Origin of the sequence: Litoribacter populi, from assembly GCF_007483685.1 — a bacterium.
Classification (GTDB): Bacteria; Bacteroidota; Bacteroidia; order Cytophagales; family Cyclobacteriaceae; genus Litoribacter; species Litoribacter populi.
Map to the genome: position 1 here is coordinate 1,415,515 of NZ_VMKN01000001.1, position 25,090 is coordinate 1,440,604.

Here is a 25,090-nt window from a genome sequence, read left to right on the forward strand (position 1 = left end):
TCTATGTTTTTGCTTTGTGGTTACAATTAAAAATCATTTCGGAGAGATTCGTCTGTTTTCCCGTCGATATATATACCGATTATTTTTCGGATGGTCCCATCGTTTTCTTGTAAGAAGCGAAGCCTAAAGGTGTCTGATTTTTCAAGGGCAAAAGTGTCTTGGGATAAAGGTATCAGAAGGTTTTCCTCATTCCCTTCTCTTTGATAGTATAGTTTTCCATCACGGAATGTAATCTTTCTGACCTCGTATTGGCCTTCATAACTAGTAAGGACTGAGGAAGGAACAGTAATTGGGTTTTCACTGATTTCAAGGCTTTCTTTTATCCATTGTAGATTTCTTACCGCATTATGGTCATCTGGATCCAATTCAATACAGCGCTGGTAAGATGCTAGGGCGGCTTTTAGATTTCCTGATTTCTGCTGCACATCACCCAAAGCATAATGAGCCCTAGCTGAATCAGGTTCTTCTGAGATGATTTTTTCCAGCATCTCTGAAGTCAAGTCTTTAGTGGCCTGAAAGGACCAGAATTCATCTTCATAGAATGTCATGACCATTTTATAATCCATTTTATTCAGCTCAAACTTCACCCTAAAATCTCCACTTTCCTGAAAAAACTCTGTCTCTGACTGAGCAAGCATGGGTGGAATTTCTTCACCCTCAAAAGACAAAACAATACCTCCTTCATTTTCTCTAACGGCTATATTGAAATCCGTATAGGTAATATAATTTCCTACATATTGGTCTAATATACTCTTGGGTAATGAAACCGGATTAGGTTTTACCCACTCATATACGGGTCGCTCTTCCACAAGTGATTGCAAATCATCAAAAGCATAAGATTTTTGACCTTTGGCCAGCAACTCACTTAGGTTAATTTTGACAGAATTTTTATATGGATTAGCGTAAAACCAAATTTCCCCTGTACTTAAGTTTTGAATGTTGGAGTACATGGTACCCTCATGACTTGTTTCCCGAATGATACTTTCCATTGTTGAAAGTTCTAGGTCCAAGGTGCTTATCTTTTCCATGGCAATAGGATACCTCCAGCAAGTAGAACCATCTTCTTTTCCACATATATCAAAGTTTGTCGAAACTAAAGGTTGACCCTTTTCCGCCAATTTCATGCCTGAAGCACTTATTATTGCGAACCTGCCCTGCCTGTCTGCCACATGCATTTGGGCACTTTGAAAGCCATTTTGAAACCAGTACGTTTCAAAAAAATCCATTACTTCCTGCAAAGAACTCATGCTAGCAAGGATATGAGGTAGAATAGCTCCATCCCCCTGAGGGAAAGCTTTTTTGTTTTTAAGATTAAAACCCTGAACCTGATCAATGGAATTAAAATCAAAAGTTAATCCCGCCTCGTTCATACCCCCTTGTATATTTCCACCTTCCCCATTTTTAGGAGAGAAATGAGAAAGCGTGTAATATCCATAATTGGTTTGTGCTGATTTAGGAAAAACATTGATAAACGTGGCCACACCTTTTGGGCCATCTTCATTATTGGCATTCCATACATGGCCATCAGCGCCCACTCCACTGGCAATGGTACATGCAGAAGCAATTTTTGGTGAAACTAAAAACAGCCCAATAATGAGAAATAGCAGATTTTGAAAAGAGTTAAATTTATTCATCGATATGGCTTTAAAATAGTAGTAATGAAAATAGAGTGGAACTGATTTCCCCTTTAATATTGTCTTTAAAAATATTTACTTACCCTATTGATGAACCGATTGAGGAAATGTTACAAAAAATGAGGATTTTGTTTAAAAAGGGTAGACAGATGGATTAAATACCATTTTACGCTAACCATCATTTGCCTGTTGTCGGGAACTCTGGCTGCAGGTAGTCCAGATGAACACAGATTTTTAATTCGCAGACCAGTCGGGAGGCTGAATTGCAAACAGATTTTGACTAATTAGCGGTAAAATACCTATTCTTTGGCTTTTACTATTGCTTTATCTGTTAATTTCATGCAAATTTATCGATAGAAAAAATTAAATTATTATCCTCAATGGTGCTAATGGCTCACCTTCTATTGAATATTGGGCTTTAGGACTGATTTTCCTTCCTATCCATTAATAATGAATGTAGAGATTATTATTGCCATCATTCTTTTTTCCTACCTCAGGAGATCTACTTTGACTTATGAGGTTCCGCTTAGATGGAAGAAACCGCTGAAGTGGGGGCTGATTGCCTCCATAATTGTAGGGATTCTGGATATTTCCACCTTGCTAGGGGATGTACTAGGAAAGGTCCTCTCCATCTTTCTGGTAGGTGCTGTAATTTATGGGATTCTTCGGTATAAAGAATTGGACAAAGGCAGACAGTTAGTGTTCGCCTGGCTGCCCCTTTTGATATTATCTTTAGCTATTGAAGTGGTTGAATACTTTTTTCCACGTTTTTATAACCGATGGGATGATTATTTTCTTCTGGCCATATTCTGTGCTTTTGCATGGGGCATAGCCATGTGGATCAACAATAACAAGCAGCGGAAAGCCTTGGAAAGGGAAAAGATTAAATCCTTGGCAAGAGAGCAGGAGTTTAAGGCCACTGAGCAGATGAAGATTATGCTGGAGAAACAGGTAGGGGAACGGACCTCAGCACTCACCAAGCAAAAGGAAGAACTGGAAAAAACTCTTGAAGAACTTAAATCCACCCAGGCCCAGCTGATCCATGCTGAGAAAATGGCTTCCCTGGGAGAGCTTACTGCAGGAATAGCACATGAAATCCAGAACCCCCTCAATTTTGTCAATAACTTTTCCGAAGTAAGCAGTGAGCTTCTGGACGAAATGTCCGAGGAACTCCAGAAGGGGGATATCGAGGAGGTAAAGGCTTTGGTAGAAGATATTAAGCTAAACCTTGAAAAAATAAACCACCATGGCAAACGTGCCGATGCTATAGTCAAGGGGATGCTGATGCATAGCCGCAACAATTCTGAGCAAAAATCCCTCACGGACATTAACGCTCTTGCAGAGGAGTACCTCAGGCTTTCATACCATGGCCTACGTGCCAAGGACAAATCCTTCAACGCTAATTTTAAGGTAGAATTGGAACCGGATCTTGCTCGTATTAACATTGTTCCCCAAGATATCGGTAGGGTCTTTCTTAATCTTTTCAACAATGCTTTTTATGCCGTAAATCAACATGCCAAAAACCTCAGGGAAAAGGGAATAGAGGGGTATATGCCCACCGTGGTACTTTCCACAGCCCTATACTCTAATCAGGGAAAGGGTAATGTGGTGATCACAATAGGGGATAATGGAATGGGAATACCTGACTCCATCAAGGCAAAAATCTTCCAGCCATTTTTCACCACCAAACCTACTGGAGAAGGAACAGGACTTGGCTTATCGCTGAGTTATGACATCATAAAGGCACATGGGGGTGATCTGGAAGTAGGCAACCATGACTCCACAGAGCACCTTCATGGGGAAACCGAACTGATGGAAGGTTGCCGGGGAACGGTTTTTACCATTACTTTACCTTATGACAAAACAGAAGCCTTAATATGAAAATACTGATAGTCGACGATGAAAAGGATGTAGAGATGCTTTTTAGGCAAAAGTTCAGAAAAGAAATCAAGAGTGGTAACCTGGAACTTGTCTTTGCTTTTTCGGGCCGGGAAGCTTTGGAGATTCTTGAAGAAAGTAATCCACCAAGCGTGATGTATATGTTTTCGGATATCAATATGCCCGGCATGAGTGGCTTGGAGTTATTGGATGAAGTTAAAGCGCGCTTTCCAGACCTTAAAGTAAGCATGATTTCAGCCTATGGTGACCAGGAAAACCATGACAAGGCTATGGATTCAGGGGCAACGGGCTTTTTTACCAAACCCATAGATTTTGATTCCCTTAAAAAGGAGATCAATAATTTACTGCAATAAGAAAAGATAAATATATGGCTAAGATTTTAGTGGTAGATGACGAGGAGGATTTAGAAATATTAATCAAACAGAAATTCAGACAGAAAATCCGCCAAAGTGAATATGAGTTTATTTTCGCCATCAATGGCAGGCATGCCTTGGAGCAGCTGAAGGACCATAAGGATGTGGACTTGGTCCTGAGTGACATCAATATGCCCGAAATGGACGGGCTGACCTTGCTCTCCAAACTCAATGAGCAGAACTCTCTTTTAAAATCGGTTATCGTATCCGCTTACGGTGATATGGACAACATCCGATTGGCTATGAACAGAGGTGCTTTTGATTTTGTGACTAAGCCTGTGAATTTTGCGGATCTGGAGCTTACCATTGATAGGACGCTGAAACATGTATTGATGATAAGGGAAACCCTTAAAGCCGTCAAGGAAAACAATATCCTCAAGATGTATGTGGACGAGACCGTCCTAAACTTCATGGGGGGAGTGGAGATAGAAAAGGCCATGTTTGTGAATGAAAGCGTAGAAGGAACAGTGGCTTTTATAGATATCTGTAGCTTTACCTCCATCAGCGAAAATGAGTCCCCGGATAAGGTAGTAGAACTGTTAAACTGCTACTTTGACGTCATGGTGCAGGAAATTATCAAGGAAGGTGGAATAGTAGATAAGTTTATAGGCGATGCGATCATGGCTGTTTTTACGGGTGATTATCATTTGGATCGGGCGATAGACAGCTGCTTGGCCATACGACAAACCCTGGATGGGCTGCCGGGATTCAAAGGAAAAGCAGATTTCAAACCCCAAGTGTCCATAGGCATCAATTCAGGGGAAATGGTGTCAGGTAATATTGGCTCTACAACCCTCAAAAGATTTGACTTTACGGTCATAGGGGATATTGTTAATGTGGCAGCCAGGTTACAGGCAGCGGCGGATAAAAATCAAATACTCATTACCGAAGCTAACTACCAAAAGGTAAAGGAATCTTTCAAATGTAAGGAATCCAATGTGTTGAAGTTGAAGAACAAGAAGGATCCGGTAGTGGTCTATGAGGTTTTGGAGTAGGGGGGAGACCGAAGACCGAAGACCGAAGACCGGAGACGGGAGACTGAAGACCGAAGACGAATAAGGGGACTGTCCCTCTGAGGCAGGGGTTTAAATATAAAGTTAATGAGTGATTTGAAAAAAATAAATTGGAAGTCTGTTTTTTCACTTAAATCCATAGCCTTTACGCTTATTGGGGTTTCTTTTGCAGTGGTGGGTCTTCAGGGCTTTATGGTGCCCAATAATTTTCTGGATGGGGGAATTACCGGTATCTCAATATTGGTAAAAGGGTTTGCAGACGTTCATATCAGTATTCTTTTAATAGTATTCAACCTTCCTTTCCTGATTATCGGCTATAGCAAAATTGGGCAGACCTTCAGTCTGAAGGCACTGATAGCAGTATTGATGTTGGCAGCCGGAATGTATTTTATTGAAATCCCTATTTTCACAACAGATAAAGTTTTGATTGCCGTCTTTGGTGGTTTTTTTATTGGGATGGGGATAGGGTTTGTGATAAGAGGTGGAGGGGTAATAGACGGGCTGGAAGTCATAGGGTATTACACCAAGAAAAAATCCGGTTTTACTTCGGGGGAAATAATATTGGCCTTAAACACGATCATCATCTTGGGTGCCGCTTTTAAATTCGGTATAGAGACCGCCATGTATTCTATCCTAGTATATTTCACGGCCATGAAAACTTCGGATTATGTGGTTGATGGTTTTGAAGAGTATACTGCCTTGACCATCATATCCAAGGAACACGAGCCGATTAAAGACCTTATAGTCAATAATTTTGGGAAAGCTATCTCGGTGTACAAAGGAGAAAGAGGCTATCTGCCTGAGAATTTTCATTTGAAATACGAGTGTGACATCATCATGACCATCGTCACCCGCTTGGAGATCCATCGAATCAAAGAGGCAGTTAACGAAATAGATGCTGAAGCATTTTTTTATATCCAAAGTATCAAGGAAGTAAAGGGGGGACTGATCAAAAGAAAAACAGAGCAGCATTAAAATGGTTGATTTTAATTTTGTTTACAGCCAATTGATACCAAAGCTCGAACGGGATCTACCTGACTTTCTCTGTTATCATAATGTAGCCCATACCCTTGATGTACTGCATAGCTGCTTGCTAATTGCGGAAAATGAAGATATTGATCCGTTGGATTTAAAGCTTATCCAAACCGCAGCGCTATATCACGATGCCGGTTTTCTGGTTCAAGCTGAAAACCATGAGGAAATAGGATGTGCTATGGTAAGGGAAGAACTTCCTGGCTTTGGTTTTTCAAAGGATCAAGTAGAAAAAGTCTGCGGAATGATAATGGGCACAAAAATTCCCCAAGCGCCTATGACCATTTTGGAGAGGGTTGTGGCCGATGCTGATCTGGAGTACCTAGGCACTGATCAATTTGATGAAAAAAGCAGAAGACTGTATCAGGAAATGAAGCATTTTGATCCTGCTCTGAATGGGGTGGACTGGCTTAAAATACAAATAGACTTTTTGGAAAGACATTCCTACCACACCCATTTCTGTATCGCGAACCGTGAGCAAAAGAAACAGGAAAACCTGCAGAAGCTGAAAGTCAAACTGGCTGAGCTAACAGCTGGTCAATGACTTGGGTATTCATTTTCACATACTCCTTACCCATCTAAATTCCTTAAATTTAATTAAGGAATTAATATCCATAGAAACAATTTGTTCGCTTACGGACAAAAATGAGCGGTTTTATGGATGAATGGCCTTTCAAACCATGTACTCAGCGTCTTTATAGCCATTATAGGGGTGGCACGGGAATGGGAAAGAAGATCGTCTACTCATTGGGATTCAACAAAACAGCAATTTTTATTAAGGGAAAAATATGTGGAAAAACTACCTTAAAATCGCCTGGAGAAACATCATCAGAAGCAAGGGATATGCATTTATCAATATCGGAGGTTTGGGAATCGGGATTGCCGCTTCTATTTTGATAATGGTTTGGGTGCAGTTTGAGCTCAGCGTAGACCGGTTTTATGAGCATTCGGATAGGATTTATGCGGTTTGGAGGAACGCTGAAATGCAAGGTGAAATCTTTACTTGGGATTATACCCCTGCACCATATAGCCCTGCATTAAAGGAGAAATTCCCTGAAGTAGAAGAAACAACAAGAATTACAGAATGGGATGCACAGTTGCTTACCGTTGGAACAAACAGTTTCTATGAAGAAAGCTCATTTGTTGATCCGGGATTTTTTAAGATTTTTCCTTTTGAAGTGCTTGAAGGTGATCCGGTTTCTGCTTTGGAGGATCCCAATTCGATCATTCTTACTGAGACAGTTGCCAAGAAATTGTTTCCCGATGAGGATGCCATGGGGAAAATGGTTCTTGTAGAAAAAAGGCTGGACTTCATGGTCAAAGCCATCATCAAGGATTTGCCGGAAAATACTGATTTTAAATTCAGATTTTTTCTTCCTTTCAGAAAACTGGAAGATATGGGATGGGCAAGTCCCAACTGGGATAGCAATTCTTTCCGGACTTTTGTCTTACTCCAGAAAGGGACGGACTTGGAAACCTTTAATGAAAAATTCTCCGGATTTACAGCTATGCACATGGATGCAAGCAGTACCAGCGACTTCCTGTTTCCTATGGCTGACCTGCACTTGCATTCAAAATTTGAAAATGGGCAGTCTGTAGGCGGAAAGATAGAATTGATTCGCCTATTCGGTATTTTAGCGGTCATCGTTTTGCTGATAGCCTGTATCAATTTTATCAACTTAAGTACAGCCCAAAGTCAAAACAGGGCTAAAGAAGTAGGTGTGAGAAAAGTGACAGGGGCAGGCCGTGCAATGTTGATCAGTCAGTTTTTGGTAGAGTCGATTCTGATAACCTTGTTTGCATTTGGAGTTGCTATACTGATTGTTTCCTTATCATTGCCATGGTTCCAAGACCTCATCGGTAAGCACCTTCAAAACCCTTTTGAACATACTTATTTCTGGCTGTTGAGTATTGTTTGTATTTTTGTAATAGGCGTTTTGGCCGGGAGCTATCCCGCTTTTTTGTTAAGCTCATTCAGCCCCTCCATTGTTTTCAAAACCAAGCTTAACAACCATAAATATTGGATTAACCCGAGGCAGGCACTCGTAGTTTTTCAATTTGCCATTGTGGCCATTTTGATTTCCAGTGTATGGATAGTCAGAGATCAGATGAATTTTGTCCAAAACAGAGACTTAGGACTTGATAAAGAAAACCTGATTTTTCATCCGGTCACAGAACCCATCCGAAAAAGCAAATTGGCTTTCCGGGAGGAGCTACTTGCTATGCCTGAGGTAGCGGCTGTAACTTATACTTTTTCTCCACTGACAAATATTTACAGTGATACAGGAGGAATGATATGGCAAGGAAAAAACGAGGAAAACAATAAAAGTATTTCCAGAATGGGTTCTGACGCCAATTTGGTAGAGACGGCAGGGATGGAGTTGATTGCGGGAAGAGATATAGATGTGTATACCTATCCCGGTGACAGCAATGCTGTGATTCTTAACGAGAAAGCACTGGAAATTATGGGCTTTGAAGAACCTTTAGGTCAAGTGATTCAAGATGGGGATTTCAATTTTACGGTAGTAGGCGTTGTCAAAGATTTTATCATGGATTCCCCCTTTGACGAGGTGCAGCCTATTGTGGTTTTTGGACCAAAGAGGAATCTGAATTTTATACATATCAGGCTAAAAGAGGGAAATGACAATCAGAGTACAATGATGAATCTTGCTGAGGTATTCAATAAATTCAATCCAGATGCTCCATTTGAATATGAGTTTGTTGACCAAATACACGCAAGAAAATTCACCAACCAACAGCGTACATCCAAATTGATGGGGATATTCACGGGTTTGGCCATCGTCATTTCTTGTTTGGGACTTTTCGGGTTGGCAGCTTTCATCGCCGAACAAAGGAGGAAGGAAATATCAGTCAGGAAAGTATTGGGTGCGTCAGTGCCCGGTTTGGTTAGGCTGATTTCCTCAGAGTTTACAAAATTGGTCCTGATAGCGGTGGTGCTGGGAATTCCCGTGGCTTGGTATGTCATGGATTCCTGGCTGCGAAGTTTTGCTTACCGGACATCCATTGACTGGAAAATATTCCTTTGGACGTCAGTGTTGGCTTTGCTTATAGCCTTTTTGACCGTCAGTTCGCAGGCCATTAAAACAGCATTGATCAATCCTGCTAAAATATTGAAGGATGAATAATCCAAGTGACTCAGGATTGATGGTAAAGCCTTTAATCAAAAAGTAGAACAATGTTCTTGCTACTGCCCAAGATGCTGGCTATTGTTTTGATAACTTCAGTTATTACTTGGCTTCCTTCAATAAATCCTCTAAGGAAAGACCTCCCTCCAGAAACAGCCGCTCTTTGTATTCTACGCCCATTCTGTCCAAGAGCCTGGCCATGTTGAAGCCGGTGGCATAGAAATATTTGGTGCTGGAGGTCTGGTAGCTCCACTTTTGGTTTTGGAAGGGAGCAAAGGTGAAAATATCAATTTTTCCTGAAACTCCATCACACTGGTGGAGAGGGGGTTGTTGTAGTTCACCAAGTTTAGCCCTAGCAAAAAGAAATACTTTCGACCATCCCTTACCTATAGGTTGAAAACTCCCCGTTCAGCACCTTCAATTTGGTTTGGATCAGCCTTAGGGCTTTTTTCTTTTTTTTGTTTCTGTCGTAACCCACATCGATATCTTCAATCTGTTTATGGGCTTTTTGTAAGATTTCAATGGCTTCAAATATTCTTCCTTCTTGGATGGCTTTTTTCGATTGTTGTTGGGCTTTTTTAAGGGTGGCCATAAGCTGACTTGAGGAGTATCTTCTTTTTGTAGGGAGATTCAATAAAGTCACCATTAAAGCAATCAGCAGAAGGAGGATGAGAAAAAATTCAAAAAGCATCGGGCACATTATATTCAGAAATCCTAAAGGAAAAGACTATAAATCAGCAGTCGATTATCAAATCCTTACATAAAATTATAGGAAATTTTCAATCAGAATAAAAATGACTGGCAGGGAAATCCAATTTGGTAAAAAAATGTAAATAAAAGGAATATGTGATTCTCGGGTGGGGATCAATAAACTTCAAATAACCTTTTGAGCACTTTGGAAAACCCCCTTCTCATTGGAATAATGTGATCCTGGATCACGATTTCTTTTGAGTTGAAGGAAGTTACATGGTCTACGTTGATGATAAAGGACTTATGAACCCTTTGAAACCTGTGGTCGGTGATTCCTTCCACCACATCTTTAAGAATATCCCTCACGGTATAACATTTAGAAAGGGTGTGAATTTTAGTATACATGCCATCTGCTTTTAAAAACAACACCTCTTCTACCGGCACCAAAACCAAATGGCCTTTGTCCCTTATTTTCAGACAACTTCTTATCTTAAAATCCTCAGTCCTGTGTCTACCGTTCAGGGCAAGGTAGACTGCCGATTTAAGACTGTCCTTAGTAAAGGGCTTTAATAAATATCCATTTTGATGAATAGTGGAGACCCTGTCCAATATTGACTTCTCCGAAAGTCCGGTACAGAAAACTATGGAAATTTCTGGAAAGACCTGTTTAATGGTTTGGGCAAGCTCCAAACCTTCCATTTTGCCATGGATCAATATATCTAGAAGAATCAGGTCGATTTTTTCAGCATGCAGATAATTCAGGATTTCTTTACCGTCAGCAAGTATAGCCGGTACTTCATAACCCAAATCTTCAAGGATATCTTGAAAATTTGTAGCGAGTTCATGGTCATCCTCTACAATTAAAATCCTCTCCATATTTCAAAGTTCCATAAAATATGGCAAAAAATAAGGAGAGATTAACTAAGTGTTTGAAATTGTAAATGATTGGAGAAATTTAATGATTTAAATTCCCTTATTTTACGTTTTCTTAAAAATCGCCCTAGATCCCAGCAGTAGCATCAGCACGGAATTACCAAAACCTGGTTTATAAACCAAATTGAAAAACACTATCCGGCAAATGTGAAGTATAGGGATAGCTGTTAAAAACCCCTCAGTATATTTTGTGGAGTATTTCAGACGGAAGGTGTTTGGAGCCTAAAAGCAGACTTTTCCAACAAGTGAATGATTAAGGAGTTGTAAAGGAATAGCTTCAGATGTAAGGTTTATCCGCCATCCTGAAGCTCTCCAGGAAAAGCTTTCATGGAGATTTAAGTTTCGGCTATCTCAATGGGTAAAAAACGGCTCTGTCTTGTCAGTTAAAGAATTTGTAATTATGCACAGATTAATAGTTGAGAACACAGATGTTATAATTGCTCTCCAGGATCAGGAGCTGGTATATAAATATGTGTCCCCCTCCATCACCAATATTTTGGGATATCAACCACACGAAATCCTGAACAAAACTCCAAAAGAAATATTCGGATATTCGGTTAACTTAAATTTATCCTTTCCCCAAAAAATAATTGTCCCTGTAAAGCACAAAACCATTAAAAGTAAAAAAGTGATTCTGGAAATTTCTTCCAAGCCTCTGCATACTTCCAGTGGTAAGGTAGAATCAATTCTTACCACCTCCAGGGATGTGACCGAGCGGGAATCTATGATCAATAATCTGGAGGAAGCGCTGTATGAGGAAAAAGAGAAAAACAGATTTGTCCTACGGCTTGCTTCGGCAGCCTTGCATGAGTTCAGGAACCCTTTGGCCATTATGATGAGTAGCGAGGAAATCCTTGCTCCCCTCATTGAGGATGTCTCTGCATCTCCGTTGCAGGAAAAACTTAAGGTTCATCTGGCCAGAATCACAAAACAGACACACCGGTTGACCGAAATGATCAACAGCAGTATGTTCATGCGGGAAAACGTGGAAACCATCACAGATATCCGTTTTGTGCCGGTCCCTATCAGATGTTTCCTGGAACAACTCGTATTGGGCATGGAGGAAAGCCATGGTGAAAACTTCATCCGTATGGTTTTTCCTGAGGAGGATAGGTCTGTCCAATCAGATCCTCATTGGCTTTCCTGTATAGTCAAAAACCTTATAGAGAATGCTGTTAAATTTTCCGGGGCTTCCAATGAAATCCCTGTATTGCTCTTGGTATACAAAACCAATCATTTTATTTTGAAAGTAGCCGATTACGGGATCGGTATTCCTAAAGAAGATCAGGAATTTATTTTTGATTTCTTTTATAGGGCAAGTAATGTTCGGCAAATTCCGGGCACCGGCTTGGGTTTGAACATCGTTAAGGAATTTATCAATAGGCTGGGAGGCAACATCTCTTTTTCAAGTGAAGAAAAATTGGGATCTGCATTCACCATAGAGTTGCCATATGAAAGATAAAATCCTTTGGACAGCTTCAAACCCGGATGCACACCCGAATATCCTTTCTCTTCTCTCTGATGTTTGATTTTGTAAATAAAGTGCACATGTTTCACAGGTGAGGAGCCCGGTGTCCTGGCGGGGATTAAACCTACTAGGTTTTCGTGTCAAGGTGATTTAAACCTGGCAGTTTTTTTCAAAAATCACTTCAGCAAATCCCTGATAAACCGGGGAGTCCTCGGATCGCCTTCGAAGAATTCCCCCCCTTTACCCAGGCTCAATGCCCACCGGTCCAGCCATGATATGCCCCAGTCGCCGTACTTGCTGATGGGGGTATTGAAGGCTGGGTCTTCTAATGCCTCTTCCAGGGAAATAAAGGTGTACCCGTTTTGGCGGTACATTTCTGCCAATGCATCCAGGAAATCGGCATTGAGTGCGTTGGCATGTAAAAGTAGGATTTGCTTGATGTTCCGGTCAAACAGTTTGTTCGACATTTGCTGGTAGTACAACAGCTTTTTCTCCATGTACCGGATATAGGCCGAACCGACTTTCGATTGCAGGCCTTCATCTTCCGAGGCTAGGGCCTTGTCATAGGCGGCGGCAAAGAGGTAGTCTTCATTATCAATGGTTACCGGGGCTTCCTGATACCCATGTGAAGCGAGAAAAAGGTTGAGTGAATCATGTGCTGCTTTGCTGCGGCCAATCCGCAGGTAGGGGTGGCGGAAATACTTATAATGCCTTCCAAACTCCTCCAAAAGGGGTTTGGCCACCCTTTCTCCTTGGAGGATATCTTGGGTGTATTTCTCAAAACCGACCTGATGGTAATTGGCATGAGAGAAGGTATGGTTGCCCAATTCAAAGCCTTGTGCCAGCCATTCCTTCAACAGCCCCACCCTTTGTTCATCTAGGGATCCTTCTTGGTAAAGCTTGGTTTCATTGACGAAACCAATGGCCGGGATATCGTTTTCCTTGAGCGTTTCCAGTAGTTTGGCCGTCATCATTTGCTGGAACCCTATATCTTGATGGGAGTAGGGGACAAAGGTAAGGTCATCAAAAGTGAAGCACACCTCATGGTTTTGGCTCCAGGAGATGGAGATGATGAAGCTAAAAAACAGTACTAGCAGGGGTTTGTGAAACATGGGGTTATATTTTTATCGTTATTTCAAATATAGTGAAGTAAATCAGCTGGTTGATGCTTGAGGTAATCGGATTCAAAAGAATGTGCGGTAAATTAATTAAATATTATATCTGAGAAGCCCTTTCGGGGCTATCAAAATCCATAGAGCGGTAGGCTCTATGTGTATCAATTCAAAGGACAGATAGCGTTTATAAAAGATTTTTTACGTTAATTAGGGCTCAATTTCTTACATATGAGCTTTCTTTTTATTCGTTCCCATTCCGCCTGGGTATGCCTGGCCATTTCTCTTTTCCTCATGTTGTCGCAACAATCCCTTTCAGCACAAAGCTGTTCCTGTGAGGAATCCCTGGATGCTTTGGCTGTTGGTGTAGAGCAGAATTATTCCCTGTTTAGGTTCAAAGTGACGGATCAAAACCGGGAGGTGTATGAGGCATTCACCGCCGTCATGAAGCAGCAAGCGGGAGCTGCCTCGGGTTTTGAGGAGTGCAAACAGGTCCTCAATACCTGGCTGGGCTTTTTTAGGGATGGACACATGTGGTTGAATTTTCAGGAAGAAGCAGGGGAGAAAGTTTTTGAGCGGGTTGCCTTGGGGGAAGAAGACTTCAAGAGCAGTTATCTGGCAGCAGCAGGGGAGCAGGAAGATCTCCTTGGTATCTGGGAAAGCGGGAGCTACCGGGTGGCCATTATAGCCGAAGCGGATCCGGGCGGCAAAAACAGGGATTTTATCGGTGTTATCCTGGGGAGTGAAAACCCGGACTGGCAGCCCGGTGAGGTGAAGTTTACCCTTCAAAAGGTGTACGGCAATGATTACAAAGCCACTTTTTTCATGGGAGATCATTCACCCAAAGCGGTAGAATCAAAGTTGAAGCATGGGGGGCTGCTACAATTTGAAGGCTTGAACGATTGGGATAAGGTCTGGCCAGGAAACCGTGTGGCGCAAAAGAAGCAACCCGAGGCAATGGCCTATGAGGGCTTTCATTTTGAAATACTGGACGGTGGCATTCCTTATTTTAGGTTTCCCGGCTTTATGCCTTCCTCCAATGAAAGCCTGAGAAAGGTGCTGGAGGAGTACCATGGGCAGTTAATTAAGGCTCCTTTCATGGTAATGGATGTGCGAAAGAACAGTGGTGGATATGATTCTGTCTATCACCCCTTGATGCCCTATATCCTGACCGGCCCCATCCAAATGCCCAACGTGTACCACTACCTGAGTGCCTACAACAAAACGCAGTTAGGTGTGGGAATTACAGAAGAGGAAATCGATGAACTCGAGGACGAGGAGGATAAGGCGCTGTTGAGGCTCTTTTACAGCAGCATGGATACTTTGCTTGCCTTTGGAGGTGAATCCTATACTTATAGTCCCGATACCATCTATGCCAACCCCGTAAGAGTAGCTATCCTCACTAGTGATAAAACTATCAGTTCCGGAGAAACCTTTGTATTGAGGGCCAAAAAAAGTTCTAGGGTCACCGTCTATGGGCAAAATACGGCAGGGATAATCGATGGATTCAATGGTGCTGAACTGGAGTTGGGCTGTATGACGCTGAGGTATCCCTTGAGCGTGAGAGCGCTAGATGTAGATACCAATCCCATTGATCCCTACGGTATTGCTCCGGATGTCTATCTGGATAAATCGGTTGATGCCCTGGAATTTGCACTGCGGCATATGAGGCAGTTAGTAAGCGTTACGCAATAATGGGGGAGACTAATCGGGGGCCGGAAGGAGGCAAGTCTAGTTGGCTTCCCCGATTATTTCGGGATTACCCCGCGCCTAAGGGACGTTTACCCGGGCAACTTAATGACGTTTTGAGAATTCAAACGCACCATACAAGAAAGATAAGCCCATATCGGTATAAGTAGTTGGTAATTTCTCAAAATTATAGTAAAATTATACCCAGTTAAAAAACTAGATTTCTTTTTAAAACCTATTTTTCTACGCTTGGTTAGGTCAAGGATAAATAGATGCCATTTAAAATTTATGAGATGAAAGGAATTCCCTTTGCACTGTTTATCCTTTGCATATTTTTCTCTTGCAGTGCCCAAACAGAACAACAGCAGGAATATTTGAGGTGGATTGGCGATATCGCTCACGACCCAAAAGTGGATGAGGTTGATTTTGAAATTTGCGGGAGCGACAGCATGGTCTATCAATATTTCAGCCTTACCCACGAAGACCATATCAAGGAAGAGAAGCCCTACATCGAGGACTATTTTCTTAAAAACTACAATTCTGTAAACTTAGATCAATCGGGCTGGATAAGGATCCGGTTCATCGTCAATTGCAAAGGTGAGGCTGGCCGGTTTAGGATGACGGAATCTGATGAGAATTATAAAGAAAGACCATTCGACCAAAAGATCTCTGACCAACTCTTATCGCTGACAAAATCGCTGGACGCCTGGAATGGATTCGAAACTGCCGAACAACCCATTGACTATTACCAATACTTAGTGTTCAAAATCCACCAAGGTAGAATCGAAGAAATCCTGCCCTAAGTTAATTTGTTGATGGGAAAGAGACTTCGAGGTTTCATCGTGGGAAAACTTGATTTAGAAGAGTAAATTTTAACCTCATGAAATATTCGCTTACCGCTATGCTATTCCTCTTGGTTTTAGCTACTTCACTTGCCCAGCCAAACTGCAACTATTTCAAACTGAACGGTGAAATGAAGCGGTATGAAGCCTGTTTGGAAGCCGAAAAAGCTGCAGGCCATTATCAGTTCAGCAAGGAATACCAACAGGTATTTGACAGGGTTATCCAGATGGATCCTACCTGGGCCTATCCCTACAGGGCAAAATCTGTGGCTTATCTCAAAAGCGGAGACTTTATTGAATGGAAAAAGCTCATTGATAAGGCTGTGGAATATGATACCTTAGGCTATCTTGAATATCGGGGTTGGTGCAGGTATCAGTTTTTCAGAGATTACAAAGGTGCCATTGAAGACCTTTTGCTTTTGAAAAAATTGACCAACAATGATATGGGAATATCTGTAAATGGCCATTACCATCTGGACATCGCCTTGGCACTCTGCTATAAGGCTATTGGAAAGACCGATTTGGCTATTGATCTTATTCTGGAAAAGCTTGGGGATGAAACATATTTTGTTGGAGTATATGACCAACTGCATCTGGGGGTAATGTACCTGGAAAAAGGAAATTACGCCAAGGCCATTGAATTTCTGGACAAACAGAAAAAGATAAACGACCTATCAGAAAACAGATACTATGCTGCACTTGCCCATAAGGCCTTAAACCAAAAAGAGGCCTATGTAGAAAACCTGTCCCTCGCTCGTGAATACTACCAAAACAAACAAAGGATGCACGACGTCTATACCCATCATATGGATAAGGTATATATGAGTACGATTGAAAATGAGGAGCGAAATGGTGCCAATTAACTGATTGTTTGACATCCGAGTGATAAATTTTCACCCACTAAAAGCCAGCTCTAAGCTTTCGAAACTCAAGCAACAACAGGAATCGTTTTAGTCGAAAATAACCCCGCCTTCGTCTAAAAGAATTGCTGCCCGGGTGGATTGGTCCTTAATTCGGATATTCAATTATTTTAAATCTTTTGGTCATGAAAAAAGCTGGCTTTTCGGCGCTGTTGTTTGTGTATTGTTGTTTTTGTTTAGGGTTTGAGATTATGGCTCAGGGGCAGATTCAGGGGCGGATATTGGAATCCGGGGCCTCGGGGGCGGCCTTTGCGACCGTTACGCTGCTGAACGCTGCAGATAGCAGTATGGCAAAAGGTGCCATTACGGACGAAAACGGAATTTTTCTGCTTCAGCAGGTAAGTTCGGGAAGTTATCTCCTTTCGGTTTCTTCGGTAGGTTTCATGCCCTATGTAGGAAGTCCTTTTGGGTTTAATGCCAACCAGACTCCGCTTAAAATGAAGGAAATCATTTTAAGCCAAACTGAATTAGGCTTGGATGAGGTGGTGGTCAGTGCGCAAAGACCAGTGGTGGAGCGGAAATCCGACAGGTTTGTGATGGATGTGACGGCCAGTTCCTTCCAGGCGGAAAACCTGCTGGATATCTTCAGGGCCCTGCCTTTTGTGCAGGTACAGGGCGAGGGCATTTCCATCAACGGTAAGGCAGGCATCCTGATCGTGCTGGACAATGTCCAGATGCCGGGTGCCACCATGAGTTCCATCCTGGAAACAATGACCGGGGATGAAATCGAGAACATTGAATTCATTACCAACCCCTCCTCCCGATATCCTTCCAACATCAACTCAGTCATCAAAATCACTACCAAAAAATCGAAGAACTATGGCCTTTCGGGTACTGCCAGGACCACCCTGTCGCAAGGCAGAAGGTTCAGGTCCAGTACCGGGGTACAATTGACCTATAGGAAGGAAAAATGGCTGGTGGACCTCAACCTTACCTATGGCTTGCAGGATTGGCTTTTTACAAGAGAGGGGCACCGTTTGTTTGCTGTAGATGGTACCGAAATGGCTATTAGTGAGTCCAGCGAAGGGTCTACCTTGTCCGGAAGATTGGGACTTAGAGGGAGATTTGAATATTACCTCAACAAAAACCACAAGATAGGTTTCCAAAACTTCAATTCTTTAAGGTCAATTCAAGAGGGATCATTTAATAGGCAGACACTTCGGTTTTCTGAAAGGCCCCATCAGAGTCCCGATTCTTTGCTGGTGTCGCATATGGTCAATTCCGGTCACCGGACTTCAGAGAATTACAGTTTTTATTATTCAGGCCAATTGGACAGCTTGGGCAAGCAGTTGGATGTGGTTTTTACCTATTCCCCATTGGCCGTTGATGAACTGGATGTAATGAGACAGCAGGATATCATTTCTCCCGAGGGACAGGTTTTGACTCCTTTGAGAAGATTCAGAAACAGGAATGTCTCCAATGCGGAGATTCTTGTGACGCAGGTGGACTTGGATTTGCCTTTCCATAATGGCTGGCAGGCAACAGCAGGCACTAAGCTTGCCTTTTCCACCAACAATACCCGTCCTACCCAGGAACTGTTGACCCCAACTGGATATGTAGTGGACGAGGCCTTTACTTTCAGCAATAATTTTGAGGAAAATATCTTGGCTGCATATGGCAATGTGAATAAAAGCTTTGGGAAAACCCAGTTGAGTGCCGGATTGAGAATGGAGCATTCCACCATGCTGGTGAGGGATTTGAAAACACAAACCGAAATCGTCAACAGAAAGCTGACGGATTTCTTCCCGACCTTCCAACTGACCAGACCCATGTCAGAGCATTGGGTACTGTCAGCCAACTACCGGGAAACCATCAACAGGCCCGGATTTAATTCCCTGACTCCATTTCAGGTTTATGTGGATGACTATACCAATGTATCCGGCAATCCAAGGCTGAGACCCCAGTACAACAGGTCCTTCAGTGTGAACAGTGTCATTAAAAACAACCTTTTCGTTGAGCTGGAATACCAAAAGCAGGTGGATGCGAGCACGAACCTGCCTGTCTTCAACAACGGGGCTTTTGTCCTGAGCCCCACTAATTTCAATTTGGATTATTATAGTACCACAATAAATTATAGTTTTGATTTCACGAACTGGTGGTCCGGAAGTGTGTTTGGCATGGGAGCGATTTACAACGGGGAAATATATGAACAGGCTTTCGAAAACCTGTCCATTCCCAGGAGTTTTTTCCAGACCTATGGTTTCAACAATACTATCAGTCTTCCCAAGGGCATGAGCCTGGATTTGGCATATAGTATCCAAGAGCCTTTTGATTATGGGTTGGTGAGGACCGTCAGAAGCCAGTACACCAGGATAGCCTTAAAAGGGAACCTGCTGGACAATAATCTACAATATGTGATTTCCGGGCTGGATTTGTTCAGGACCAGCTTTGATGGGGGAGAGGTTACTTCCTACAATGGCTTTCTGCGGTCTAGGGAATACCATGACGCCAGGAGGGTGCAGCTGGGATTGGTCTATAAGTTTGGAAAGAAAACCGTCAAAGGGGCTAATAGTCAAAAACTAGGCAACGAGGATGTGATCAATCGGGCTAATTAAGTTGGGAAGAAAATACACTGATAATATTGATTTAAGTGGTAGAAACATTAAAAAACAATTTCCCCGTTTTTTCGGGTGTTAACAATTCCAGGGGCTGGTATTTAGGCTCCTGGATTTTAATTTTCCTCATCTGGATATGGAATATTTCGATTTTGTTCAAGGCGGAATACTTGAGTCAGCTCACCTTGCTGTATACCATCTTTGTATTCTCCCTTATTCTTTTAAACCATTATTTTTTGTTTAATTGGGGGGAAAAGCTTTTGCACAGAAAATATCATATTACTTATATTTTTATGTTAATCCTGCTTTTTGGTTTGTCATATATTGCTCCCTTGTCCCTAGAATTTTTTGCAGGGCAGTTTCCTGAATATACTCATATGGCAGTGCTCAGCCAGCGGTACGGTATACGCTCATTTTCTGATGTTTTTTCTCTTCTACCATTTATCTGGGTTTTAACATCAGTCCTTTTTGGTAATATTATGACGGCTACGTTTGAAGCATTTATCAGAAACTATGAGACCAATAAAAGGAATATCTTACTTCAAAAGGAGAAGACAGAGATTGAACTGAATTTCTTGAAAGCCCAGTTTCACCCCCACTTCCTTTTCAATACGCTGAACAACATTTACGGCTTGGTCATGGAGAATGAGCAAGCGGGTGAAGCAGTATTGAAAATGTCTGATTTGCTAAGGTTTTCCCTGTATGAGAGCGAGGAAGACAGCATCCCCCTTAGCAGGGAAATCCAGTTTTTGGAAGATTATATCCATTTGGAAAGAATCCGGCATCACGAGCATGTCACCATTGATTTTGAAGTAAAAGTAGAAGATCAGGAATCGCCTATTGCTCCCCTTTTGTTGATCACTTTTGTGGAAAATGCCTTCAAGCATGGAGTGAACAACAGTATCCGTAATTCTTGGGTGAATATATGCTTAATGCAAAAGGGAAATACCATTGCTTTTGAAGTGTCCAATAGTAAACCTGCCCAAAGCAGTAAAGAAGAAGTGCCTGGAGGCATAGGCCTCGAAAATGTAAAACGAAGGCTGACCCTCCTTTATCCTCAAAAATATGAACTTGTGGTATCCGACAAGAAGGGTGTTTTTTCCTTAGCATTAAAATTGGCTACAACATGAAGTGGGTCGGAAAAAACATGAGGCAAGCCCAAATTGGGCTATTGGTAGTGCTTTGGGTGTTAATAGGGACCAATGTACAGCTTATCTTTGAAGTCCCTTTTTATGACTTCCCGGTGTTGGTGTACTCCATCTACATCTTATGTCTGGTATTGTTTAATTTTTGGGTTTCCTATAAAATTTTTCATGTGCCCATTATATGGGTGAGGGTACTGCTGTTGCTGATTGTATCAACACTCCTTTACGGAATTGGTTTTTTCCTCCTCGTATTCCCTTTAAAATATTTTATCCAAATATATGCTGATATTCCTATGGTGGTCAGATGGCATGAGAGGGCTTTCGTAAATGCACATGAAAACTTGTTTAGTTTGGTCAGTGTGGGCTGGATGATTGAATTCATTTACTTCCCTTTCATCCTTTATTCCTGTGGTTTTATGATGATGAAGCATATGGCTGCAGTCAATAAGAAGGCAGACCTATTGGTATTGAATGCAGGCTTGGAACTTGAAAACCTGAAGAACCAATTCCACCCGCACTTTCTTTTCAACACCCTCAACAATATTTACGGTTTGGTCATGACCAACGAGCAAGCGGGTGATGCAGTCTTGAAGTTATCCGGGCTTTTGAGGTTTTCCTTATATGAAAGCAAGGAAGACCGCATACCGCTCAGCAGGGAAATCCGGTTTTTGGAAGATTATATCCATTTGGAGAAAATCCGGCATCACGAGCATGTATCTATAGATTTTGAGGTGACAGTGGAAGATGATGATTCTCCTATTGCTCCCCTTTTGCTGATCACTTTTGTAGAGAATGCCTTTAAGCATGGGGTGAACAGCAGTATCCGTAATTCCTGGGTTAAAATTAATTTGAGGCAACAGGAAAACATCATAACCTTTGAAGTGTCCAACAGTAAACCTGCCAAAGGAAGTAAAAAAGAAGGGCCAGGAGGCATAGGCCTTGAAAATGTAAAGCGAAGGCTGACGCTGCTTTATCCCCAAAAGCATGAGCTTGTGGTGTCCGATCAGCAGGAGGTTTTTTCCCTAACATTTAAAATTACTACATGATGGGTTGGGTGGAAAAAGATTATAAACGAGCCCAAATTTGGTTCCTGATATTTCTTTGGGTTTTGATGACAGGCATGGCACAGGTAAGCCTCGGAATTCCACTTTATGACTTTCCCATTTGGGTGTTCTCCCTGTCTATCATGGGTCTTGTAATGTTGAATTTTTGGGCGCTCGATACCGTCCTTCGGGTGCCTAAAGTATGGGAGAGGGTATTTTTATTACTTATTGCTTCGACAATCCTATACTTTATAAATTATTTTCTCACCGTCTACCCATTAAAATATTTCATGCAAATATATGCGGGTATTCCCCGGTTGGTCAGGTGGTATGGATTGGCTTATGTAGATGCTTTTGACAAAGTGTTTACCCTTATCGGTTTTGCCTGGGTGAGTACCTATATTTATTTACCCCTTGTAATCTATACCTGTGGTTATGTCATGATGAAGCATATGGCTGCGGTCAAAAACAACGCAGACCTGATGGTATTGAACGCAGGCCTGGAGCTGGAAAACCTGAAGGCACAGTTCCACCCGCACTTTCTTTTCAATACCCTCAACAATATCTACGGCTTGGTGATGGAGAATGAGAAAGCCGGAGAGGCGGTGTTGAAGATGTCCGATTTGTTGAGATTTTCCCTGTATGAGAGCCAGGAGTCCAGCATTCCCCTTAGCCGGGAAATACAGTTTTTGGAAGATTATATACACCTGGAAAAAATCAGGCACCACGATCATGTGGCCATTGATTTTGATGTGAAAGTGACAAACATGGAAACTCCCATTGCTCCCCTCTTGCTGATCTCCTTTGTTGAAAATGCCTTCAAGCACGGGGTAAACAAAAGCATAGCAGCCTCCTGGGTCAAGATAAACCTCACCCAAGAAGGGAATTCGCTGAGCTTCGTTGTCTGCAATAGCATACCGCAAAACAAGCAACCGTTAGAAGTGGGAGGGATAGGACTCGAAAACGCGCAAAGAAGACTTGAACTGCTTTATCCAGAAAAACACACCTTTAAGGTTTCGGTGGAAGAAAATACTTTTAAAATAGCTTTAACTATAATTGACCATGGAAATTAACCTTTCCTGCCTCATCATTGAAGATGAGCCCATTGCACAGCAGGTTATTGAGAACCATATCCAGAAGGTGCCCTTTTTGACCTTGTTGAAGAAGTCCAACAATGCCATCGAAGGTTTCAAGGATATCCAGGAACTGAAGCCTGACCTGGTTTTTCTGGACATCCAGATGCCGGAGATGAGCGGACTGGAAATGCTTAAGATATTACAGCAATTTCGTCCCCAGATCATCCTGACGACTGCCTTTCCCCAATTTGCATTGGAGGGATTTGAAATGGAGGTATCCGATTACCTGTTGAAGCCCATATCATTTGACAGGTTTTACAAGGCCGTGTATAAGGTCTATGACCATACCCACACCAAGCGGGAGCTTTCCTCTTTGAAGGAGACTTACCAGAAGCCAGGAAGCCCAAGGGAAGTGTTTTGGGTAAAGGAGGGCGGAAAATCCATACAGCTTACTTTTAAGGAAGTCCATATGGTCACAGGCTTGAAAGATTATGTGCAGATTCACCTGGAAGGCAGAAACATCATCACCTACCTTACCATGAAAAGGATGGAAGAAGTCCTGCCGGATCAGGATTTTATGCGTGTCAGTAGATCCTGCATCATTCAAAAATCATCCATCAGGGCTATCAATGGGAATATGATAGAAACCGCTTTGGGGGACGAAGTACTGATCGGCCCCACCTATCGGGAAGCCATCAAAAGTGAAATCCAGGAGTGGTTTCGGTAGGCTCGGCCTTTAGTCGAAAAATTCACTAGGTTGGTCTAAAAGAATTTCGCCCTTGTAAGGAAATGGGTTATTTCAGGAAATCAATTTTACAAGAACCATATGAAGCAAATTTATACACTGTTGAGGATTTCAGTTTGCCATGGGGGTTTTTAAGGAAGCAATTTTGAGTAGCCTTTAGTGAAGCGGGTCCTCAACATGCTATCTAAACAGCTTTACAAATTCAAGCAACAAGTTTCCCCTTATAATACATACTGATGAAGACTATTTTAAAACGCTATTGACTTTAGTACTATTTATATCTACGTTGATTTCTTTACAAGCTCAGGATTGTAATTGCAAAGATGCCTTTGAGGCAACCGTACAAGCCTATGAAGAAAATTATGCCTTATTTATCTATAAAGTAACAGACCAAAACCAAAGCCTATACGATGCACACAAGGAATTGATGCGGAATAAAGCCGGCCAAGTCTCTACTTTAAGTGAATGTAAGACTGTTCTAGACAGGTATCTACATTTCTTCAGGGATGGGCATACCTATATCCTGAATTCCAGCAGCAGCGAGGAGGATTTATACTTTGAAAAGATACCCCTTTCCGAAAAACAGTTTAAGGATGATTACAAAGCCAAGAATTTTACCTTAAACCCAATCCTCGGTATCTGGGAAAGTGGCAGCTATACCGTCGCCATCATCCCCAACCCGGAAGATAATAATCGTGAAAGAGACTATGTAGGAATCATCCTAGACAGCGGTAATCCTGATTGGGAGCAAACAGACGTAAAGTTTGAATTAATTTCAGATTTTGGCACCGATTACCAGGTAAACTTTATGCTGGGGGATCATTCCATTTACCAAACTACCGGTCAGCAGGTCAATAATTCCTTACTAGAATTAGATGGTTTAAACGCTTGGCAAAAGATATGGCCTGAACAAACCCAAAAACCTGTAAACGAAATAGACGCTAAATTCAAGGAGTTTCATTTATCATACATTGAGGAAATTCCATACCTAAGGCTCCCTAGTTTTGGGTCTGTGGGAGCATCCTTTGTAGACAGTACCTTGCAAGCCCATCACGAAAACATCATGAAATCGGATTTTATGATAGTGGATATCAGGGGAAATAGTGGGGGTAGTGACTATACTTATTTTCCTTTACTTCCCTATATCCTCAGTGGGCCGATAGAGGTTCCTGTGAGCGGCTATTGGTATACTGATTATAATATCCAATTCTGGATGGACTACATTACAGGAGAACCGAATAAAAAAGTGGAAGACTATACACCCAATGAAAAAGAAAAGTTTGATGTGATGATGTCAAACAAAGGAACCCCATTTTTTGAAAATCCAGATTATTCCTATACCTATAATGCGGATACCCTCTATATGGGGCCGCAAAAAATTATAATTCTTCAGGATTATGAAACGGCAAGTTCAGGAGAAACCTTAGTATTCCGGGCCAAACAAAGTGATAGGGTAGTGGTCTATGGACAGAGTACCGCAGGAGTGGTAGATGGTTTCAATGGTTTTGGAATTGAAATTGGTAGTTTTGAAGCTATTTTTCCTACCTCATTTCGGGCAAAAGATCTTAAGGAAAACCCGATTGACCCGCATGGAATAGCTCCCGATGTGTATGTCAATGAAAAAGTGGATGTCTTGGAATATGCTATTGAACATATGCGTCAATTGTTGGAAAATGAGCATGGCCAAAAACTGCAGTTCGCCACCTCCCAAACTGACTGATTTTGATAGGAAGCG

20 protein-coding genes are annotated in these 25,090 nt (G+C 42.0%); 16 read left to right on the forward strand and 4 right to left on the reverse strand.

Going from position 1 to position 25,090, the window contains the following annotated elements:
* Window positions 1-26: 26 nt before the first annotated feature.
* Window positions 27-1,634: a DUF3471 domain-containing protein gene (locus FPL27_RS06225; protein ID WP_143960267.1), complete on the reverse strand. Its 1,608-nt coding sequence runs from the start codon at window positions 1,632-1,634 to the stop codon at window positions 27-29.
* 450 nt (window positions 1,635-2,084) lie between these two features.
* Between FPL27_RS06225 and FPL27_RS06230 the strand changes: the two genes are divergently transcribed.
* The 6 genes from FPL27_RS06230 to FPL27_RS06255 all read left to right on the forward strand — a co-directional run bounded on the left by FPL27_RS06230 (window position 2,085) and on the right by FPL27_RS06255 (window position 9,137).
* On the forward strand, window positions 2,085-3,515 hold the full coding sequence (locus tag FPL27_RS06230) for a sensor histidine kinase (RefSeq protein ID WP_143960268.1): 1,431 nt from the start codon (window positions 2,085-2,087) through the stop codon (window positions 3,513-3,515).
* Window positions 3,512-3,886, forward strand: coding sequence for a response regulator (locus FPL27_RS06235; RefSeq protein WP_143960269.1), 375 nt, complete (start codon window positions 3,512-3,514; stop codon window positions 3,884-3,886). The genes FPL27_RS06230 and FPL27_RS06235 overlap by 4 nt, the downstream gene beginning before the upstream one ends.
* A gap of 14 nt (window positions 3,887-3,900) precedes the next feature.
* The gene (locus tag FPL27_RS06240; protein WP_143960270.1) at window positions 3,901-4,941 is read left to right on the forward strand and encodes an adenylate/guanylate cyclase domain-containing response regulator; all 1,041 of its coding nucleotides are present in this window, start codon (window positions 3,901-3,903) and stop codon (window positions 4,939-4,941) included.
* Between the two features lie 105 nt (window positions 4,942-5,046).
* On the forward strand, window positions 5,047-5,934 hold the full coding sequence (locus FPL27_RS06245; protein ID WP_143960271.1) for a YitT family protein: 888 nt from the start codon (window positions 5,047-5,049) through the stop codon (window positions 5,932-5,934).
* Window position 5,935: 1 nt separating this feature from the next.
* Window positions 5,936-6,535: an HD domain-containing protein gene (locus FPL27_RS06250; RefSeq protein WP_143960272.1), complete on the forward strand. Its 600-nt coding sequence runs from the start codon at window positions 5,936-5,938 to the stop codon at window positions 6,533-6,535.
* Window positions 6,536-6,779: 244 nt separating this feature from the next.
* On the forward strand, window positions 6,780-9,137 hold the full coding sequence (locus FPL27_RS06255; RefSeq protein WP_143960273.1) for an ABC transporter permease: 2,358 nt from the start codon (window positions 6,780-6,782) through the stop codon (window positions 9,135-9,137).
* 382 nt (window positions 9,138-9,519) lie between these two features.
* Here FPL27_RS06255 and FPL27_RS06260 read toward each other — a convergent pair whose 3' ends face one another.
* Both FPL27_RS06260 and FPL27_RS06265 read right to left on the reverse strand, forming a co-directional pair.
* Window positions 9,520-9,828: a hypothetical protein gene (locus FPL27_RS06260; protein ID WP_143960274.1), complete on the reverse strand. Its 309-nt coding sequence runs from the start codon at window positions 9,826-9,828 to the stop codon at window positions 9,520-9,522.
* Window positions 9,829-10,001: 173 nt separating this feature from the next.
* On the reverse strand, window positions 10,002-10,703 hold the full coding sequence (locus FPL27_RS06265; RefSeq protein ID WP_143960275.1) for a LytR/AlgR family response regulator transcription factor: 702 nt from the start codon (window positions 10,701-10,703) through the stop codon (window positions 10,002-10,004).
* 457 nt (window positions 10,704-11,160) lie between these two features.
* Here FPL27_RS06265 and FPL27_RS06270 point away from each other — a divergent pair, with 457 nt between their 5' ends.
* Window positions 11,161-12,222, forward strand: coding sequence for a PAS domain-containing sensor histidine kinase (locus FPL27_RS06270; protein ID WP_143960276.1), 1,062 nt, complete (start codon window positions 11,161-11,163; stop codon window positions 12,220-12,222).
* A 182-nt stretch (window positions 12,223-12,404) separates the two neighbouring features.
* Here the strand turns inward: FPL27_RS06270 and FPL27_RS06275 are convergent, their stop codons facing one another.
* Window positions 12,405-13,340 (reverse strand): polysaccharide deacetylase family protein, encoded by a 936-nt coding sequence (locus FPL27_RS06275; protein WP_143960277.1) that lies wholly within the window; start codon window positions 13,338-13,340, stop codon window positions 12,405-12,407.
* 231 nt (window positions 13,341-13,571) lie between these two features.
* Here FPL27_RS06275 and FPL27_RS06280 point away from each other — a divergent pair, with 231 nt between their 5' ends.
* The 9 genes from FPL27_RS06280 to FPL27_RS06320 all read left to right on the forward strand — a co-directional run bounded on the left by FPL27_RS06280 (window position 13,572) and on the right by FPL27_RS06320 (window position 25,075).
* Window positions 13,572-15,035 carry a S41 family peptidase gene (locus FPL27_RS06280; protein ID WP_143960278.1) on the forward strand — a complete coding sequence of 488 codons (1,464 nt, stop codon included), beginning with the start codon at window positions 13,572-13,574 and terminating at the stop codon, window positions 15,033-15,035.
* Between the two features lie 287 nt (window positions 15,036-15,322).
* Complete coding sequence (locus tag FPL27_RS06285; protein ID WP_143960279.1) at window positions 15,323-15,832, forward strand: hypothetical protein; 510 nt, start codon at window positions 15,323-15,325, stop codon at window positions 15,830-15,832.
* A gap of 77 nt (window positions 15,833-15,909) precedes the next feature.
* Window positions 15,910-16,734 (forward strand): tetratricopeptide repeat protein, encoded by an 825-nt coding sequence (locus tag FPL27_RS06290; RefSeq protein ID WP_143960280.1) that lies wholly within the window; start codon window positions 15,910-15,912, stop codon window positions 16,732-16,734.
* A 182-nt stretch (window positions 16,735-16,916) separates the two neighbouring features.
* On the forward strand, window positions 16,917-19,346 hold the full coding sequence (locus tag FPL27_RS06295; RefSeq protein ID WP_143960281.1) for an outer membrane beta-barrel family protein: 2,430 nt from the start codon (window positions 16,917-16,919) through the stop codon (window positions 19,344-19,346).
* A gap of 293 nt (window positions 19,347-19,639) precedes the next feature.
* Complete coding sequence (locus FPL27_RS06300; RefSeq protein ID WP_143960282.1) at window positions 19,640-20,476, forward strand: sensor histidine kinase; 837 nt, start codon at window positions 19,640-19,642, stop codon at window positions 20,474-20,476.
* A complete protein-coding gene (locus tag FPL27_RS06305) occupies window positions 20,473-21,537 on the forward strand; it encodes a sensor histidine kinase (RefSeq protein WP_143960283.1) in 1,065 nt (354 codons plus the stop codon). The genes FPL27_RS06300 and FPL27_RS06305 overlap by 4 nt, the downstream gene beginning before the upstream one ends.
* Entirely contained in the window at window positions 21,534-22,607 is a 1,074-nt protein-coding gene (locus FPL27_RS06310) for a sensor histidine kinase (protein ID WP_143960284.1), read from the forward strand. The genes FPL27_RS06305 and FPL27_RS06310 overlap by 4 nt, the downstream gene beginning before the upstream one ends.
* A complete protein-coding gene (locus tag FPL27_RS06315; protein WP_143960285.1) occupies window positions 22,597-23,337 on the forward strand; it encodes a LytR/AlgR family response regulator transcription factor in 741 nt (246 codons plus the stop codon). Before FPL27_RS06310 ends, FPL27_RS06315 begins: the two co-directional genes overlap by 11 nt.
* Window positions 23,338-23,614: 277 nt before the next feature.
* Window positions 23,615-25,075 (forward strand): S41 family peptidase, encoded by a 1,461-nt coding sequence (locus tag FPL27_RS06320; RefSeq protein WP_221936583.1) that lies wholly within the window; start codon window positions 23,615-23,617, stop codon window positions 25,073-25,075.
* Window positions 25,076-25,090: the final 15 nt, after the last annotated feature.